Source organism: Micromonospora sonchi, from assembly GCF_014646235.1.
Classification (GTDB): domain Bacteria; phylum Actinomycetota; class Actinomycetes; order Mycobacteriales; family Micromonosporaceae; genus Micromonospora; species Micromonospora sonchi.
Window position 1 is genome coordinate 162,715 of sequence record NZ_BMNB01000001.1, and the last position, 16,928, is coordinate 179,642.

Consider the following 16,928-nt stretch of genomic DNA (forward strand, 5'->3'; position numbering starts at 1 on the left):
GCAATTACACGGCGTAGACTCACCACCCGTGATTCAGCTTGAGCAAGTGACGAAGACGTACCCGAAGGCGTCGCGGCCTTCGCTCGACAACGTGTCCGTGTCGATCGACAAGGGTGAGTTCGTCTTCTTCATCGGTCCATCCGGCTCCGGCAAGTCCACGATCATCAAGATGCTGCTGCACGAGGTGGCCCCCAACAAGGGCCGGGTCGTCGTGAACGGCAAGGACGTCACCTCGATGCGGTCCTGGAAGCGCCCCCACTTCCGCCGGTCGATCGGCTGCGTCTTCCAGGACTTCCGGCTGCTGCCCAACCGCACGGCGTACGAGAACGTGGCCTTCGCGCTGGAGGTGATCGGCAAGACCAAGGCGGTGGCCCGCCGGGTCGTGCCGGAGGTGCTGGAGTTGGTCGGCCTCGGCGGCAAGGAGCACCGCTACCCGCACGAACTCTCCGGCGGCGAGCAGCAGCGGGTGGCGGTGGCCCGGGCGTTCGTGAACCGTCCGCTGATTCTGTTGGCCGACGAGCCGACCGGAAACCTGGACCCGGACACCTCCATCGAGATCATGCGCCTGTTGGACCGGATCAACCGCACCGGCACGACCGTCGTGATGGTCACGCACGACTCCAACATCGTGAACCAGATGCGACGCCGGGTCATCGAGATCGAGAGCGGTCGCATCGTTCGCGACCAGGCCCGCGGCGTCTACGGGTGACGAGAGCGAACCACCGCACCCCGATCTGACGACAACACCTCACGCCGGAGAGCCGGAGGAAAATCCCGATGCGGATGAAATACGTCCTGTCCGAGGTACTGGTCGGACTGTGGCGCAACGTGACCATGACCGTCGCGATGATCATCACGATGGGGGTCTCGCTGACCATGCTCGGTGCCAGCGGCCTGATCTACGCCAAGGTCGCTGACATGAAGGAGCTGTACTTCGAGAACATCGAGGTGTCGATCTTCCTGAAGGCCGAGGTGACCGACGAGGAGCGCACCGACCTCGCCGCCCGGCTGGAGGCCGACCCGCTGGTTTCGCAGGCCACCTACGTCAACAAGGAGGAGGCGTTCAAGCGCTTCCAGGAGATGTTCCGTGACTCCCCCGACCTGCTGAGCGCGGTCAAGGCCGACCAGCTGCCAGAGTCGTACCGGCTCAAGTTGGTGAACCCGGAGGAGTACAAGACCATCTCCGACCAGTACGCCGCGGTCGGTGGGGTCGACCAGGTGGTCGACCAGAGTCAGGTCCTTGACAAGATCTTCAAACTCTTCACCGCTGGGCAGAACGTCGCGCTGGCCGCTGCGGTCGCGATGGCCGTCGCCGCACTGCTGCTGGTGGCCAACACGATCCAGGTCGCCGCGTACAGCAAGCGACGCGAGGTCGCGGTCATGAAGCTGGTCGGTGCCTCCAACTGGTTCATCCAGTCGCCGTTCGTGCTGGAAGCGGTGGTCGCCGGCCTGTTCGGCTCGGTCCTCGGCCTCGCTGCCCTGGTCGCGCTGAAGAAGTTCCTCTTCGATGACGCGCTCAGCGCCCTGCAGGGCCTGTTCGCCCCGGTGAGCTGGGGCGAGGTGTTCCTGACCTTCCCGGTGATGGCCGGCGTCGGTGGCCTGATCAGCGCGGTCACCGCCTGGGTCACCCTCCGCTTCTACCTGCGGGTCTAGCTTCGGTACGGCTGAGTCGTCACTTGTGCTGCGGTAGGGCCCTTCCGTGCCGGAATAATCGGCGCGGAAGGGTCCTTGTCGTTCGGGTAGCATGATCTTCGCTCTTCGGCCGGTCGCCGCCGGTGCGGAGCGTTCACGGAAAGGAGGTGGCGCGGCGATGCCACGGGAAAAGGGGCGCAAGGTCGTCGCCTCCAACAAGAAGGCCCGCCACGACTACGCCATCCTCGACACGTACGAGGCGGGCATGGCCTTGACCGGCACCGAGGTGAAGTCGCTGCGGGCGGGACGGGCGTCGCTGGTCGACGCGTTCGCCCAGGAACGGGACGGCGAGCTCTACCTGCACGGCATGCACATCCCGGAGTACACCCAGGGCACCTGGACCAACCACGAGCCTCGGCGTACCCGCAAGTTGCTGCTCAAGCGCCTGGAGATCGATCGGCTGATCGGCAAGACCCGGGAGAGCGGGCTGACCCTGGTGCCGTTGCAGGTCTACTTCTCCGACGGCTGGGCCAAGGTGGAGATCGGCCTGGCCAAGGGTAAGAAGGCGTACGACAAGCGCCAGGACCTCGCCAAACGGGACGCCGATCGGGAAATGGCCCGAGCGGTGGGCCGGCGAGGTAAGGGAATGGCTGGCTGATATGTCCGGATTGTCGGTAGTTCGGGTCGCCTCCGGGCCTCGGGATGAATCCGGTTGCGGCAGGCGTTAGGCTTGTCGGTGCCGTCGAAATTCGGCGGCCTGTCGAGGGGGTGACTGGTTTCGACTTCGTACGTTGCGGCAGGAGAAGCGAGCCGAGGAAGCCGACGTCGTCTCGAGAATCGTTCGTCGGAAACCAATAAGCGCCAAGAGCAATCGCGCTGACTTCGCTCTCGCCGCCTGAGGCGAGTAGTGAGTCTGTCGGCCTGGGAGTGCCTTCGACCCAGTTAGCCGGCATCAGCTAGAAGGCTGGCCAACCGGACCCGGTCGCGGGGTCCGTGCGGCGAGATCAATCAGCGACTGGGCCCGTCACACCGACTCGCTCGCGTGATCGGAGGGGCCGAGTAGAGGCACAGCGAGCTGCGCTCGGAGAAGCCCTGACAAGGCGGCGAAGGACCCGGGTTCGATTCCCGGCACCTCCACCACCTGAACTGCGCGCCCCGGTCACCCGGCCGGGGCGCGCAGTCGTCTTTTCGCGCGGGGCGCAGATCAGCATCCGGCTCGGTGACCCGTCAGACGGGCATCCGCCGGGGAACCCAGCAGGTCGGTGGCCCGTCAGACCGGCATGCGTCGTACCCTCCTGCTGGGCCTGTCCCTGATGCTGACCGTGGCCGGTTGCGCCCCGGCGAACACCGACCCGGCTCCCGGGCACCGGGTCGACCCGCTGCCCGAGGCGTTCGACGAGCGGGCTACCGCAGTGGCCGAGGCGTGGCGGCCCGGTCCGGAGTGGACCGGCGGCTACCTGCCGCTGCAGGAGCCGACGGTGCTCATCGGCGACGCCGACTTCACGCCGGCGGCCAAGACGGCCTTTCTCGCCGGCTGGTACCGGCAGCAGGTCGACCTGCCCACCACCCGACCCTCCGAGGGCACGATCCGGTTTCCCGACGGGAAGCTGAACGTGCCGCTGATCAGCGCCGTCGAGGCGTACGCTCAACTGAGCCAGGGCGACCCGCCACCCTGCCCGGTCGGGCCGAAGGAGCCCGCCACGCCGCCGCCGGCCGCCCCAGGCGCCGGTGGGCCGGATGAAGCGGTGAGCAGCCGACCGCAGGGCGACTGCGTCGCGCTCACCGTGACCGGGGTCGAGCTGGGCACCGCGCCGGTACGCACCAGCCGGGGCGAGGCCCAGGTGCCGGCCTGGCTCTTCACCGTCGAGGAGATCGGCGCCGTGGTGGCCCGGGTCGCGGTCGCGCCGAACGCGGTCGGTGCCGCGCCCGAGCCGGTGGCGCCCTCCGCGCCCGCGCCCCGGGGCCTGGTCGGCGCGCAGGACATCGAGGCCGTCGACGGGGCACAGCTGACCTTCCGGCTCGGCGTGGGCAGCTGCGACACCGGGATCACCCCGCTGGTGCAGGAGCACGACCACGTGGTGGTGGTCGGCGGAACCGTGATCCAGCCCACCGGCGTGTGCGACGACGCGCTCAGACTCGAGCCGGTCGAGGTGACGCTGGCGGCTCCCCTGGGGGCTCGCCCGGTCCTGGAGGTGCTCAACGGCACACCACTGCGCCTCATCACCGGCTGATCCGGCACCTCAGGGCAGAGGGATCGGCAGGGTGATTCCGTCCAGGGCCCGGCCGCAGGGGCAGTCCCGATCGGCGGGCAGCGCGGCTACCGCGTCCAGCAGCAGGGCGCGCAGCCGGTCGGTGTTCTCCCCGAAGACCCGGAACACCTCCTCCTGGGTCACCGACGCGCCGGTCTCGACGCCGGCGTCGAGATCCGTGACCAAAGCGATCGAGGTGTAGCAGAGGGCCAGCTCGCGAGCGAGTACGGCCTCCGGGTGGCCGGTCATGTTGACCACCGTGCCGCCGATCGAGGCGTACCAGCGCGACTCCGCCCGGGTGGAGAAGCGGGGGCCCTCGACGACGACCACCGTCCCGCCGTCCACCGCCGGGATCTCCCGTCGGGCCGCTGCGTCGAGCAGCGTACGCCGGCCGGCCGGGCAGTACGGGTCGGCGAAGGAGACGTGCACCGCACCCCGGTCGTAGTAGGTCTGCGTCCGGCCGCTGGTCCGGTCGATCAACTGGTCCGGCACCACGAAGGTGCCCGGGCCCAGTTCCGGGCGCAGCCCGCCCACCGCGCAGGGGGCGATGACCTGGCGTACCCCGAGCGACCGCAGGGCCCACAGGTTTGCCCGGTACGGGATCAGGTGCGGCGGGTGCCGGTGGTCACGGCCGTGGCGGGGCAGGAAGGCGACCCGCCGGCCGCCGACCTCGGCGATGGTCACCGGATCCGACGGCGGCCCGTACGGGGTGTTCACCTCGTGTTTGGTGGCACCCTCCAGCAGGGCGTAGAGCCCTGACCCGCCGATCACCGCGAGTTCCGCTGTCTCCGTCATTCCGGGCACTCCCGTCGCTCGTTGTCGATCAATTGTGATGCAGACCCTCCACCCTGGCCGCAGGCGTCGTCGGCCCCGGGCCGAGCAGGATCGCGTAGCAGCCGTTCGAGTTCAGGCCGTCGAGAAGCAGCAGGTGGTCAAGGTGGTCGTCGAAGAAGCCGCCGACGGGCAACGCCGATATCCCGGCGGCGGTCGCCGCGAGCAGGACGTTCTGGGCCAGGTGGCCGGTTTCGATGATGGCGAACCGGTAGCTCCGGACGCCGTAGCGGCGCCGCAGACGCTCCCGATCCATCACGACGAAGATCCACAACGCCACGGTGGCCACGTCGATCGAGTCCGGATCGCCGGAGCTGAACTGCGGGGCGATGCCGGCCAGCCGTGCGACTCCGGGGTCGGGTGCGACCCGGGCCAGCGAGTGCTCGTGGGGTAGGTACTCGTACAGAGCGCTGGGCACCCCCGCCACGTGCCGGGGCAGCACCATCAGCCGGGTGCTGGCCAGCGCACCCGCGCTCGGGTAGGCCCGTCGCGGCGGCGTACCCCGCTCGCCGGCCGCGTAGTACAGCAGCCGGCTCAGCTCAGCCGAGTCCAGATCGGCCGCGTGGAAGTCGTACCGGCTGCGTCGCGCGAGCAGCGCTTCGGCCAGCGACGTGCTGGCGAGCGCGCCGGGGGTCGGCTCCGGCAGCGGTACGTCGCCGACCGGCCTCGGCTGGTCACCGGCCGGGTCGAGGGCGTGCGGGTGCTGCGTCGGCCACAGCACCGGCACGAACTTCGACCGCTCGTGATACACCCGGTCCGCGGCGGCGGGGCCGTCGGTGTGCACGTCCGGTTCGGGTGACGCGTCCAGGTAGGCGTTGGCCGCCAGCCAGGCCAGGTGGCATTCCACCGCGATGCCCAGGCCGAGCCGGTTGTGCAGCATGTGCAACTGGCTCGCGAGGATGGTCGCCAAGGGGGCACCCAGCTTGCCGCGCGAGCTCAGTTCACGCAGCCGGGCGGCGTACGTCGCTGTCGCGTCGGCCCAGAAGTTGACCGAGGTGGGGGCACCGCGCCGCTCGGTGACGAGTTCGGCGATCCGTCGCCGGCGGTCACGGTACGCCGTCGGGTCGAGGTGGAAGTCCTGCTCCGCCAGGCGCAGCGCCGATCCGAGATCCGCGTCGGCCGACTCGGCGACGAGCGCCCAACCGTTGGCGTATCCGCGCAGGAAGGCAGCGGCGGACACTCCGGCGAGATCGGCTGCGGCGAGGAAGGCGAACAGCAGGTCGACAGTGGTCGACCGACGCCGGGCCGGTGCGGCGTTCAGCAGTGTCGCGGCCACCCGGCTGGAAGCCGCGAAGAGGTTTTCCGCCGGCCCGATCGCCTCGGGTCCGCCGTACCGCTCGATTTCCGGCTCGTACGGCCGCTCGAGCACCGTGCCGTGCGCCTGCCATCCCGTGTCGCCGTCGGGCTCGGCGTCGCCGAATCGGCGGTACCAGTCCGCTGGTGTCAGCTCGGCCTCCGGCGGCGGAAGCTGCCGCGCCGCCGCGACCAGTGCCTGCCGGACCCGCTGCAGCGTGGCCGGCGCCGCGTCCGCCAGCCGCCAGCGCAGGTGTGGACCGCCCGCCCAGTAGCGGACGAAGAACCAGGAGGAGATCTCTTTCCGGGCGAGCAGGTCGGTCGTGGTCGGGACGATGTGCTCACGCAGCAGGTGGTCGACCTGTGCCGGGCCGCCGTGAAGGTAGACGTGCAACGCCGACCATCTGGACAACTGGCCTCCTTCGGATGCGGACGGGAACCCGGGGTCAACGTTCGTGGACACCGCGCTAGGGGAACGGATGCGGCAGGTCGGCGGTGCCGACGTCGGCGTTGATCCGCCGTAGCCGGGGCAGGTCCACCCGGCGGTAGAGATGCCCGAACGTCATCGGCACCGCGCCCGGTGCCAGCACCTTCACCGCCGCCAGCCCCAACCGACGGTCGATCCCTCGGGTCTGGTCCACGGCCAGCGGCGTCATCCCGGCGCCCGTCATCGCGTCGATCACCCGGCGGAGCACCTCGGTCAGGTCGGGATGCCAGAAGCGGTCCCGCCATCCGGCGAAGTGCTCCTCGAACGGCCGCGGGGCACCGCCGCGCAGGGCGAAATCGAAGCGGGGCAGCGCTTCGGGCAGCTGGTGGAGCGCCGTGTGGTCCGGCAGGGTACGAACCAGGGCAGGGTCGTCGAGCATGGCGAGCAGCCGATCGCCCGACGCGGGTGGCCCCTGCGCGGCCCGCAACAGGTTGACCCCGGCCTCGACGACGGCCGCCGCGGCGGCGCGTCGGGGATCGGGATGCGCCCCCGCCGCCGAGAAGGACGCCGCCCGCTCCGGCCGGTCGGTCACCGCGAGCGCCCACACCGCCGGGACGCCGACGTCGCTGGTGATGTCGAACAGGTGCAGTCGGTAGCCCTCGGCGCTGAGACGATCGACGATCAGCCGGGTCGTCGGGGTGGGGTCCAGCGGATGCGTCAGCCGCGGCGGTGGCCGGCGACCGTACCAGGTCATCAGGAAGGCGTCCCGCTCGATCACCTCGAGGCAGGCGTGCAGGAGCGCCTCCTCCAGGCAGCTCCCGACAGCGCAACCGCTGGAGCTGTCCGGTATGAAACGCCGCACGTCCGGTCGATCCGCGCCCCAGTAGGCGACATCCTCGGGCACCAGCTGGCGGCGGCCACCGGCAAGCTCCACCGCCCACACCCACCAGGTGACACTCCGCGGGGTGTACGGCGCCAGCCGATAGCCCGGATGGGCGACCGCCGCGGGCCCCGGCAACCCCAGCCGTGCCGGGTCGACGGCGTCGGCGACCAGCTCGCGGTAGCTGGCGCGGACCGAGGTACGGCGGGCCTGCGGGTGGCGCGCGGCGTCTCGTTCGCACGACTCCAGCAACGCCAGCACCTCGGCGGCCGACGGCTCGGCCGCGCGGCCGAACCCGCCGAGTCGACCGGACCAGCCGGGCGGCGCCAGTTCGGCCGCGGCGAGGCGGAGCGACGCGTACCGTTCGGGGTGCACCCGTATCACCGGGCCGAACCGCTCGTCCACCAGCTCCGCGCGCAGCTCGGACAGGGCCGGCGGGCCGGCGACGACCCGTAACCCGTACGGATCCGCCATGGCACGCGGACGCAGCTCGAGCGTGGCCAGCTCCGGCCGGTCTGCCGGCAACGGGTCACACGTCGGGCAACCCGGCACCGGCTGCACCCGGTGGCGGGCGATCACGCCGTCGCGCAACGCCAGGACGGTGACCGTGCCCGGGGCGAGCCGTCCGGACAGGTGCTCGACGACCACCTCGCCGGTCAGGCGGGCCCAGTACGGCGGCACCGGCAGCGCCCGACCGATGGCGACCGACGCCGCGCCGGTCGGGAGGCCGAGCACGGCCTGCCGCCGGGCGAGGACGCAGGCCACACAGACGCCGCCGTCGACCTCGGCGAGCGGACCCACCTCCACGGTGGCGGCGTCGCCCCGTACCGGCAGGTACGCGGCACCGCCGTCTCGTGCCGCCCGCTGTGCCCGGCGATGCCGATCCGCCGACCACGACGGGTCTGCGCCGACGACGGCCCGTGGCCTGGCGCCGTCATGCCCGCCCGCAGTGACGGCGTGTGGCGTGACGTGGCGTCCGGCCGCGCGTACCGACGCCCGGACGACCGTGGCCAGCGTGCCCTTCCCGAGCACCCGGACCGCTCGGGCACCCGCCGTGACCGTGCCCGCTGCGGTGACCGGCCGGTGCGGGGCGGATGCGGCGACCGGTCGGGGTGTGACCGCGCCGTCCGGCGCGACGCGTCGTACCAGCGCGTCGCGGACCAGCGCCCCGGTTCCGTCGGCGAGACCGGCCAGGATGCGCACCACCTCCTGGGTGACCATATGCGGTACCGACAGACCGGCACCCCCGCCCGGATCAGGGGCGCCGGAGTGGAACCGGTCCGGCCCGTCGACGTCGCCCGACCACTCGCCGGTGTGGTTCACCGGGCCGATCAGGACACCGTTGCTGCCTGCGGCGACCCGGAGCACCCCGAATCGGCCCGGCTGCGGGGACCGCCCGGTCGGGCCGAGCCGGATCACCAGATCAGCCTCGGCACCCGTCCCGCTGACGGTGATGCCCGCCTCGGTGAGAGCGGCGCCGGCCGCGTCGGTCAACCTACTTTCGCCGTCGACGGCCACCACCGCCTGCCGTACCGCAGCCAGCGCCGCTGCCGGCTCATCGGCCACGCCGGCGAGGAAGGCCGCCAACGGGTGGGCGTCGCGCGCGACGGTGACATCGACCAGGGCGTCGTGCTCGGCGAGGAGCGCGAAGAGCCACCGCACGACCTCGGCGGCGGTGGCCGGCAGACCGGCGGTGGCCGCGTCCGGATCCAGCCCCCGGGCCAGCGCCGGCTCCACCCGCTGCCACACCCGTGCGGCCGCCGGAGGGCAGGCGACCAGTGCAGCGGAGCGCCATCCGTCGATCAAGAGCCCGTTGCCGACCCAGCGGACCGCCGCTCCCGGTCGCAGGGTCAGCAGCGCCACCGGCGCTCACCCGCCCTGCGGCACGAGGGCGGCCTGCCAGGGCAGGCCGTGCATCTGCTGGGTCGCCTCGGCGAGTAGGTACGCGGCAAGGTAGCGCTCCAGCGGAGTCACGTCGATCAGCGCCACCAACTGGTAGAGCATGTTGGTGCAGAACCGGTACACCTGGAACTCGGGGGTCGCCGCCAGCCGCTGGAAACCCCACGCCTGCAACGCCTGGTGGTACGCGCTGGCGCCCCGCCGGCTCAGGTTCCACCGGATGGCGGTCGCCTCGTCGAACGACTCCGTCCTGCGTACGAACTCCGCGGAGAACCGACCACCGAGGCCGACCTGGTCGTGGGTACGCCGGGCGATACGCCACGCGGCGGCGCTCCAGGCCCGCCACGCCTCGGCGACCGGGTCGGCCGGGTCGGGGGTGGCGGCCTGCCGCACCAGCTCGCGGTACCGGTCACCGGCCCGCTCGGCGAAGCGTGCGAACTGGGCGCGCACCGGCGCCTGTTCACCGAAGAGGAAGTCCTCGACGTGCGAGAGGAAGGTGTGGTAGCCCGACAGCAGCCTGTCCGGCCAGGTGTCGGCGTGTGCCGCCATCGCCGTCACCACGACACCCACCCGCGCCCCGGGGGCGTCGCCGACCTGTGCCAGCGCGTTCAGCGACACGCGTACCGGCGCCAACCCCTCGGCCAGGATGTCGGCCCGGCAGTCGACCGCCGCGGGCGTACCGAGCAGCGCGGCGAGCGTGCGCTGGTCACCTGCGGTCACCAGGACGGTGTTGTCCGGGTGGATCGGGTCGTACGGCGGCAGCAGCAACTCGGCCTTCCCGGCGGCTTCGGCGCGGCGCAGCAGCTCCCGGGGGTCGAGGCCGGCCCGCGACGGCGAGGCGGCCAGGTGATCGCGGAGCCGGCCGGCGATCTCGTCGGCGGCGGCGCGTCGGTCGGCGGCGGGTCCGCGCAGCCGGATCCGCACGTGCGGCCCGTGCAACCAGTGCCGCTCCAGGTGCACCGCCAGCCCGGCCCGGCGTGCCTGATCGACGGCGGGCAGGACGGCGCGGCGCAGCAGGGGCGCCACGTGCTCCTCGTGGTAGTGACACACCACGTCCGTGGTAGAGGCGAAGCCCATTGTGGGCGCGGGCTCAGACATGATTCACCGCCGGGACGTAGGTTTCCAACATCAACTCCACCAGCCGTGACGGGTCGGTGTGCCCGGTGGGGCGGGGCAACGCCTCCTCGATCATCGGCGGCCCGTCGATCCGCGCCAGCCAGCGCGGAAGGCTGCGCAGATGCAGCGGATTGGCCAGGTCGACGAACTGCGGTTTGGGTCGCGCGAGCATGGCCTTGAGCGAGGCCGGCTGCGCAACGGTGGGGCCGGCCGCTCGCAGGAACACCTGATCCGGCAGCGACCAGGCGGCGCGCAGCTCGGCGACAGCGGCCACCGACGGCCCGGCCGAACACACGGCCCGCAGATGCTCCGCAGCCCCGGCATCGAGCCGCCAGCGTCGACGGCCGAGCACCACCTGACCGTGGCGTAGCCGGTCACCGACCACCGCCTGGCCGCCCGGCCCGGACACGGTACGGGTGGGCGCGAGACGGTGAAGTCCGGCGGTTCCCGATGCCAGATCGGCCAGCAGCGCAGCTACCCGGGCCGGCAGCACCTGCGGAGTGAGGAAGCCGAGGTAGAGGATGTTGAGCAGGTCCCCGCTCGCCCGGTCACAGAGCCGGAGCTGATCGCTGACGGGATCGTGCACGAGATCCAGCCCACCGGGGTCGAGCCCACCGAGCCGGGGATCGTCACTGATCTCCTCCTCGAGCAGGAGCGGATGCAGATTGGCGTTGAACCCGTGCACCGGGCGGAACTGGGCCGTACGGCCGGGAAGCATCCGCCGCACCTGGCGGGTCACCGCCGCCGCCAGCTCGCCATCGCCGAAGAGATCCAGGAACCGGCTGGTGAAGCGGCCCCAGCCACCGTAGACATGGTTGAGATAGAAGGCGCCGTCCGGCCCGGGCTGGCCGAAGAAGGCGTACGACGCCGGGCGCTCCCGCGTCCACTCGGGCAGCTCGACGACGAGGTCGGCGGGCAGTTCCGCGCCGTCCTCGCCCGGCCGCACCGACTCGATGACCTGCTGGCGTAGCCGGAGCAGCTTTGCGATGTCAGCGGGGGTGTCCCCGCCGTCGGGTGCACCGAGCATCGCCGCGAACTCGCCGTCGCCGGAGTCGACCTGGGCGAAGAAGCTGCCCGGGTCGGTACAGCGGCCCCCGGGACCGTACTGCTGCAGAAAGCGGTGCTGCAGGGCACGCCGAGCCAGCTGGTCCGGGTCGAACAGCACCGCCAGCCGGGTCACCGTGTCCAGGTCGGCGGTGGACACCGGCGGCCGGGCCAGCCGTACCGGCCGGGGCAGGACGACGTCCTCGGTGGCCGGTGCGTGCTGCGGCGCGGCGGCCACCCCGAAACCGTCCAGTAGCCGACGCCAGTCCCGGTCGAGCTGCCGCACCGCCGGGCCACGGCGAGCGGCGTCGAGGTCGGCCAGGCTGCGTACCCGCTGGTCGATCCGGCGTACCGCGACGGCGGCCTCGGGCGCGTCGGTACGCTCCAGCCAGTCGGCGAGCGCGGTGAGCGCGCGCGGGTCGTGCTCGTGCGCCGGTGGCACCGCGACGAGCATGCCCTGCTCGCACAGTTGGGTCACGAAGCGACGGGCCTGCGCCGGAGTGGATGCCGTGGCCAACGCCGCGACGAGTTCCTCCGCCGGCCGACCGGCCGGCGCCGCCCGCAGCAGCCGGATCACCGCGGCCACCGCCGGCTTCAGCGGCAGCCGTACCCGTTCCTCCCGCACCACCGACCCGCGTGCGGGGTCGGTCGACAGGCGTTCCCGGTAGTACTGCACGTGCCCGTCCTGCTCCTGCAGGGCCGGCGCGAGGCGGTGCACGGTACGCAGCAGCCGGTCGGGTTGGCTGGCCGCCGCCAGGAACACGCTCGCCATCAGCCCGGTCGGGGGGCGGATGACCCCGACCGGCGGACCCGCGACGGCGAGGTCCACGCCGTACGGGTGGCTGCCCGGGGCCACGGGCGGGCCGGCCTGCACCGGCCAGCGCGCCCAGCCGACGACGGTGAACCAGGACAGCGGGCTGGTCCGGGTGACCGCACGCAGGGCGTACCGCAGCACGGTCGGTTCCGATCTGCGGTCCCGGTGGTCCGGATCGCCGCCGTGGGCTGCGGTGCGCAACACCGCAGCCTGAAGGTCCGGCCCGGTCAGCGCCACGGCTCGGCCGACCGGCTCGGTAGCGCAGAGCCTGGCGAGCGCGCCACGTTCCGCCGCCAGGGCCGCCGCGGTGGCGTCGGGGAGTTCGGCGTGCAGGCGGTCGACCTCGGCGCGGATCGCCAGCCAGCGGTGCAGCAGCGGCATCTCGGCCGACAGTTCGGCCACGAGGGGACGCAGCTTCGCATGGGGCGACCGGTTGTTGTGGATGTCGCGGCGCAGCGGCAGCAACACCGACCGGCTGTGCGCGGGGGAGCTCTGGCCGGCCAACCGGTACAGCTGCTCGGTCAACTGCGGCGCGAGATCCCGCCCCTCGGCCAGCAGCGCCACCAGCGTCTCCTGCCTGCGCCGCAGCCGATGCGACGTCGCCGGCTCCGGCGGCGTGTCGAACGCCGCCGCCCGGACCAGGACGTACGGGGCCACCTCGACCGGGCCGGCCGGCCGTGGCGGTGCCCCGACCGGCTCGCGCAGTGCGGACACCATGACGCCTCCTACAGCAGGCGCGGCTCGCGGTCGGGACCACGAGCCGCGCTGTGGGACAAGGTTCTCGCGCCCGGACGTGTCCGGTGCGTCCTACTGGGGCATGGTCGACGAGCAGGAGGAGTAGCCCAGCCACCTCCAGACGACGGAAGTGCTCGCCGACGCGCCGGTCTCCGGCAGCGCCACGGAGTCACGTACGAGGTGCACCTCGGCCAGGTCGGAGACGTCGAGGTCGGACAGGTCGAGGTCTTGCAGGTCGGCCAGGGTGGCTCCGATTTCCGGCATGCTCGAACTCCAATTCGGATCAACGAGACGGACTGACGCCATCGTTGCCGAGGGTTGCTTCGGAAATGTTGTGGTTCGGCTGTGACGCGGGGCGTGCCGCCAACGGCGTTGGCGGGGATCAGCCCGGTGCCGGTGGGACGTCCAGCATGCTCGCCAGCCGGTCGAGGGCCTCGTGGCCTTGCTGCCGTTGCAGGCCAGCGAGCGGATCCCCGAGATGCGGCCCCTGCTGCGCGAGCATGGGAGCGAACTCGCGCAGGATGAGAGCGCGGTCGAGCCGGTCGCCCTGCCGGGCCACGATGCCCGCCACATCGAGCCAGTCCCGCTCGCGGCCGGACAGGGCCTTGTGCACCACCAGGTCCTCGGCGCTGAACGTGCGCAGCGCGACCCCGTCGACCTGCCACGGCGAGGCCCGCCGCACGATCCGGCCGAGGCGTCTGGACGTGCCGAGTACGGCGTCGACCGCGACCCGGTCGGCCGCCCAGATCTGGACGACCCGGCAGTCGCGGGCGAACTGTCGCGAGTTGTCGAAGCGTGCGGCGAACCGGGCGAAGAGCGCGTCGGCCACCGCCGTCTCGGCGCCGTAGCCGGCCAGGACGATCAGGTCGACGTCCTTGGTCGGGCGCGGCCGGCCCCAGCGTCGTACGGCGAGCCCGCCGACGAAGCAGTAGCCCCAGTCGCGTTCGTGGCACACCTGCTGCACCGCCGCGGCGGCGGCGACCAACCGGTTCATCTGGCTGCCTCCCGGTCGCCGATGCCCAGCAGCTTTCTCAGTCGGTCGACGGCCTCGCCGGTGTCCCGGTGTCGAATCCAGGAGAGTGGATCGCCGAGATGGTGCCCCTGGCCGCGTACCGGGCCGAACTCGCGCAGGATGAGATCGCGGTCGAGCCGGTCGCCCTGCCGGGCGACGATTCCCGCCAGGTCGATCCAGTCGCGCTCGCGATCCGACAGCGCCTTCTTCACGATCAGGTCCTCGGCGCCGCAGGTCAGCAGCCGGGCCTCGCCGACCTCCCACCATGACGCCCGTCGGAGCATCCGGAGCAGCCCGCGCGACGTACCGAGCGCCACGTCGACGGAGACGCCGTTGGTGGCCCACATCTGCACGACCCGACGAGCCAGTGCGATCTCGCGCGAGTCGTCGGCGCGCGCGGCGAACCGGGCGAACAGCCCGTCGGCCACCCTCGCCTCGGCGCCGTAGCCGGTCAGGATGACCAGGTCGACATCCTCGACCGGGCGCGGCCGACCCCAGCGTCGTACGGCGAGCCCGCCGACGAAGCAGTAGCCCCAGTCGTGGTCGTGGCACACCTGCGCAACCGCCGTCGCAGCGGCGACCAGCGGCTCGTCGGGCGCTTCGTCGGTCTCCGTCGATGACAAGGTGGGCCTCCCTCACCGTACGATGCCGCGACGCAACCACCGCGTGCCGAGCGTGAACAGCACCACCGCGAACCCGGCGAGGACGCCGAGTTGGGGCGCGATGTCGGTGATGCCGCCACCGTGCCGCACCAGCTCGGTGAAGCCCTGGTACGCCCAGGCGTGCGGGGTGAACGAGGCCACCGTCCGGGCCGGACCGCCGAGCAGCTCCAGCGGGACCATGGCGCCGCCGGCCGCACCCAGCCCCAGCCCGAGGCCGAGGCAGATCCCCAGTGCCGGGCCCTCGTTGCGCAGCACCGCCCCCACCAGCATCGCCACGCCGCTGGCGACCAGGCAGAAGAGCACCAGCAGGGCGGCGGCCGCGGGTGGGCTGCCCCAGTCGACTCCGAACAGCAGCGCCGAGCCGGCCATCACGATCAGCCCCTGCGTGAGGGCGATACCGAACCGACCCAGTGCCTCGCCGGCCACGATGGTGCCGGCCGTGGTGGGTGTGGCGTACATGCGTCGGGTTATTCCGCGACGGCGGGTCTCGATCACCCGCAGCGCGGCGGTCAGCGAGGTGAGGAAGACGTACAGCAGGAGCATGGACGGGGCCATCAGGGCGTACGGGTTGATTCCGTCCGGGAACGGGGTGGTGCCGACGGTGTCGGCCACCACCGTGACGCCGGGAACCTCGACCGTCCCGGTCCGGTCCAGGTTCTGTCGGAACGTTCCGGCGTTCTCGCCCGTGGCGACCTGCGCCGCGCGGACCAGCGTCGCCTGCTGGCTGATCACCGCGCGCACCCACACCCCGAGGTCGGCGGCGGTCGGGTTGCTGGGCCGCGCCAGGTACTCGACGGTTGCCTGGCCGCCTGAGCTGACCACCGCGTCCAGCTCGGCGGGAATCACCAGTCCCGCGTCGGCCCTTCCGCGCTGCACGTCGGTGCGCAACTGGTCGGCGCCCACCAGTTCGATCACCGTGAGGCGGTCGTCGGCGTCGAGGGCGTCGACGAGGCGCTGCGCCACGAGGCCGTTTCCCTCGTTGACCACCGCCAGTCGGGGCGGCTGACCACCGCCGAACTGTAGGCCCAGCACGAACACGAACAACAGTGGCGCGACGATCACCCAGAAGACGCTGAGCCGCTGCCGGAAGAGCAGCCGCAGCTGCACCCCGGCGATCGCGAACACCGTGCGGATCCGGCGCGGCCTGATCCGGAACTGCGGCGATGTCACGGCCTCACCAGCTTTCCGATCCGCAGCAAGGTCAGGGAGAACGTCGCTGCCGCCAGGCCCAGCAGGACCACGACCGGAACGACGACCGCCCGCAGGTCACCGCCGGCCAGATCGGTCAGACCCTGGAGGAACCACCGGTGCGGGGTGGCGTAGCTCAGCACGGCCAGACCCTCCACCCGCGCCAGCGGCGCGAACGTGCCGCCGAACATGCCCATCAGCACCGCCAGCGTCGACATCCAGCCGGTCGCCTGCTCGGTCGTCCGGGCCGCCGTGGCGACCAGCGCCATCAGCCCGGTCGCGGCCAGCACCAGCGCCGTCACCAGCGCGGCCACGCCCAGCGGGGGTCCCCACCGCGCACCGATGAGCAACGTCGACGACACCATCAGCACGCTCATCGCCACGAGGCCGATCCCGACCCCACCCAGCAGCTTGCCGACCAGGATGGTCGGCCGGCGGACCGGCGCGGCCAGCAGCCGGGGCATCGTGCCGGTGGTCCGCTCCGCCAGGATCGTGCTGACGCTGAGCATCGCCACGAAGAACAGGAAGAACACCGCCATCCCGGCCGGGTAGAAGGTGCGGCTGGCCAGCTCGTGGTCGGCGGTGCTGCCGGCGGACACCGTCAGCGGTGGGGGCAGCGCCTGCACCCGGGCCGCGAACCCGGCCGGATCGTCGACCCGGCCGCCGCCGGCGACGGTGACCGCCACCGCGAGTCGGCCGCCGCGGACCTCGGTGGCGTAGGACTGGGCGATCTCCCGTGCCACGTACGCGGCGATCGGGGAGTCGACGTCGCCCAGCACTCGCAGGGTGGCGGTGCGGCCGGCCGCGATGTCGGCCGAGAAGCCGGCCGGGACGATGAACGCGGCGTCGACCGCGCCGCGGTCGACCATCCGGGTGGCCTCGGTGGCCGCGGCGACCCGCTGTACGTCGAACGTGGACTCCGCGGTCAGCGCGCCGAGGACGTCGGTGACGAAGGCGTTCGCCGCCGGCCCCCGGTCCTCGTCGGCCACCACGTAGCGGGCCTGGAATCCCCCGCCGGGATCGTCCAGGACGGTACTGAACAGGACGGCCAGGCCCAGCGGAAGAACGATCCCGAAGAGCAGCAGGGTGCTGTTGCGCAGGTGCAGCCGTAGATCCTTGGTGGCGATGACGAAAATCTGTCGCATG

The 16,928-nt window shown here is 72.1% G+C and carries 14 protein-coding genes and 1 other RNA gene; 5 read left to right on the forward strand and 10 right to left on the reverse strand.

Annotation, left to right across the window (positions count from 1 at the left end; translation table 11 throughout):
- Positions 1–28 precede the first annotated feature (28 nt).
- The 5 genes from ftsE to IEY61_RS00750 all read left to right on the forward strand — a co-directional run bounded on the left by ftsE (position 29) and on the right by IEY61_RS00750 (position 3,863).
- Positions 29–709, forward strand: a complete 681-nt coding sequence (gene ftsE / locus IEY61_RS00730) for a cell division ATP-binding protein FtsE (protein ID WP_117229384.1) — start codon at positions 29–31, stop codon at positions 707–709.
- Between the two features lie 68 nt (positions 710–777).
- Positions 778–1,653: a permease-like cell division protein FtsX gene (gene ftsX / locus IEY61_RS00735; RefSeq protein ID WP_189040249.1), complete on the forward strand. Its 876-nt coding sequence runs from the start codon at positions 778–780 to the stop codon at positions 1,651–1,653.
- A 157-nt stretch (positions 1,654–1,810) separates the two neighbouring features.
- Positions 1,811–2,290 (forward strand): SsrA-binding protein SmpB, encoded by a 480-nt coding sequence (smpB, locus tag IEY61_RS00740; protein ID WP_189040250.1) that lies wholly within the window; start codon positions 1,811–1,813, stop codon positions 2,288–2,290.
- Positions 2,291–2,396: 106 nt separating this feature from the next.
- Positions 2,397–2,772: a transfer-messenger RNA gene (gene ssrA / locus IEY61_RS00745) on the forward strand.
- A 140-nt stretch (positions 2,773–2,912) separates the two neighbouring features.
- Entirely contained in the window at positions 2,913–3,863 is a 951-nt protein-coding gene (locus IEY61_RS00750) for a hypothetical protein (protein WP_189040504.1), read from the forward strand.
- A gap of 9 nt (positions 3,864–3,872) precedes the next feature.
- On the opposite strand, the gene IEY61_RS00755 is transcribed toward IEY61_RS00750, so the two are convergent.
- The 10 genes from IEY61_RS00755 to IEY61_RS00800 all read right to left on the reverse strand — a co-directional run bounded on the left by IEY61_RS00755 (position 3,873) and on the right by IEY61_RS00800 (position 16,927).
- Positions 3,873–4,676: an S-methyl-5'-thioadenosine phosphorylase gene (locus tag IEY61_RS00755; RefSeq protein WP_189040251.1), complete on the reverse strand. Its 804-nt coding sequence runs from the start codon at positions 4,674–4,676 to the stop codon at positions 3,873–3,875.
- Positions 4,677–4,704: 28 nt separating this feature from the next.
- The gene (locus IEY61_RS00760; protein WP_189040252.1) at positions 4,705–6,417 is read right to left on the reverse strand and encodes a thiopeptide-type bacteriocin biosynthesis protein; all 1,713 of its coding nucleotides are present in this window, start codon (positions 6,415–6,417) and stop codon (positions 4,705–4,707) included.
- A 55-nt stretch (positions 6,418–6,472) separates the two neighbouring features.
- On the reverse strand, positions 6,473–9,175 hold the full coding sequence (locus IEY61_RS00765; protein ID WP_189040253.1) for a TOMM precursor leader peptide-binding protein: 2,703 nt from the start codon (positions 9,173–9,175) through the stop codon (positions 6,473–6,475).
- Between the two features lie 6 nt (positions 9,176–9,181).
- A complete protein-coding gene (locus tag IEY61_RS00770; protein ID WP_189040254.1) occupies positions 9,182–10,309 on the reverse strand; it encodes a lantibiotic dehydratase C-terminal domain-containing protein in 1,128 nt (375 codons plus the stop codon).
- On the reverse strand, positions 10,302–12,902 hold the full coding sequence (locus IEY61_RS00775; RefSeq protein ID WP_189040255.1) for a lantibiotic dehydratase: 2,601 nt from the start codon (positions 12,900–12,902) through the stop codon (positions 10,302–10,304). Before IEY61_RS00775 ends, IEY61_RS00770 begins: the two co-directional genes overlap by 8 nt.
- Before the next feature lie 90 nt (positions 12,903–12,992).
- A complete protein-coding gene (locus IEY61_RS00780) occupies positions 12,993–13,184 on the reverse strand; it encodes a thiopeptide-type bacteriocin (protein WP_189040256.1) in 192 nt (63 codons plus the stop codon).
- Between the two features lie 118 nt (positions 13,185–13,302).
- Positions 13,303–13,914, reverse strand: coding sequence for a nucleotidyltransferase (locus tag IEY61_RS00785; RefSeq protein ID WP_189040257.1), 612 nt, complete (start codon positions 13,912–13,914; stop codon positions 13,303–13,305).
- Positions 13,911–14,555, reverse strand: a complete 645-nt coding sequence (locus IEY61_RS00790; protein WP_189040258.1) for a hypothetical protein — start codon at positions 14,553–14,555, stop codon at positions 13,911–13,913. The genes IEY61_RS00785 and IEY61_RS00790 overlap by 4 nt, the downstream gene beginning before the upstream one ends.
- A gap of 12 nt (positions 14,556–14,567) precedes the next feature.
- A complete protein-coding gene (locus IEY61_RS00795) occupies positions 14,568–15,764 on the reverse strand; it encodes an ABC transporter permease (RefSeq protein WP_189040259.1) in 1,197 nt (398 codons plus the stop codon).
- Positions 15,761–16,927: an ABC transporter permease gene (locus tag IEY61_RS00800; RefSeq protein ID WP_189040260.1), complete on the reverse strand. Its 1,167-nt coding sequence runs from the start codon at positions 16,925–16,927 to the stop codon at positions 15,761–15,763. Before IEY61_RS00800 ends, IEY61_RS00795 begins: the two co-directional genes overlap by 4 nt.
- Between the last annotated feature and the right edge of the window lies 1 nt (position 16,928).

Excerpts from the sequence above, each read along its gene's own strand:
- ftsX (WP_189040249.1), top strand. The coding sequence starts at position 778 with ATGCGGATGAAATACGTCCTGTCCGAGGTACTGGTCGGACTGTGGCGC.
- IEY61_RS00780 (WP_189040256.1), bottom strand. The coding sequence starts at position 13,184 with ATGCCGGAAATCGGAGCCACCCTGGCCGACCTGCAAGACCTCGACCTG.
- IEY61_RS00800 (WP_189040260.1), bottom strand. The coding sequence starts at position 16,927 with ATGCGACAGATTTTCGTCATCGCCACCAAGGATCTACGGCTGCACCTG.
- IEY61_RS00775 (WP_189040255.1), bottom strand. The coding sequence starts at position 12,902 with ATGGTGTCCGCACTGCGCGAGCCGGTCGGGGCACCGCCACGGCCGGCC.
- IEY61_RS00770 (WP_189040254.1), bottom strand. The coding sequence starts at position 10,309 with ATGTCTGAGCCCGCGCCCACAATGGGCTTCGCCTCTACCACGGACGTG.
- smpB (WP_189040250.1), top strand. The coding sequence starts at position 1,811 with ATGCCACGGGAAAAGGGGCGCAAGGTCGTCGCCTCCAACAAGAAGGCC.
- IEY61_RS00755 (WP_189040251.1), bottom strand. The coding sequence starts at position 4,676 with ATGACGGAGACAGCGGAACTCGCGGTGATCGGCGGGTCAGGGCTCTAC.
- IEY61_RS00785 (WP_189040257.1), bottom strand. The coding sequence starts at position 13,914 with ATGAACCGGTTGGTCGCCGCCGCCGCGGCGGTGCAGCAGGTGTGCCAC.
- IEY61_RS00750 (WP_189040504.1), top strand. The coding sequence starts at position 2,913 with ATGCGTCGTACCCTCCTGCTGGGCCTGTCCCTGATGCTGACCGTGGCC.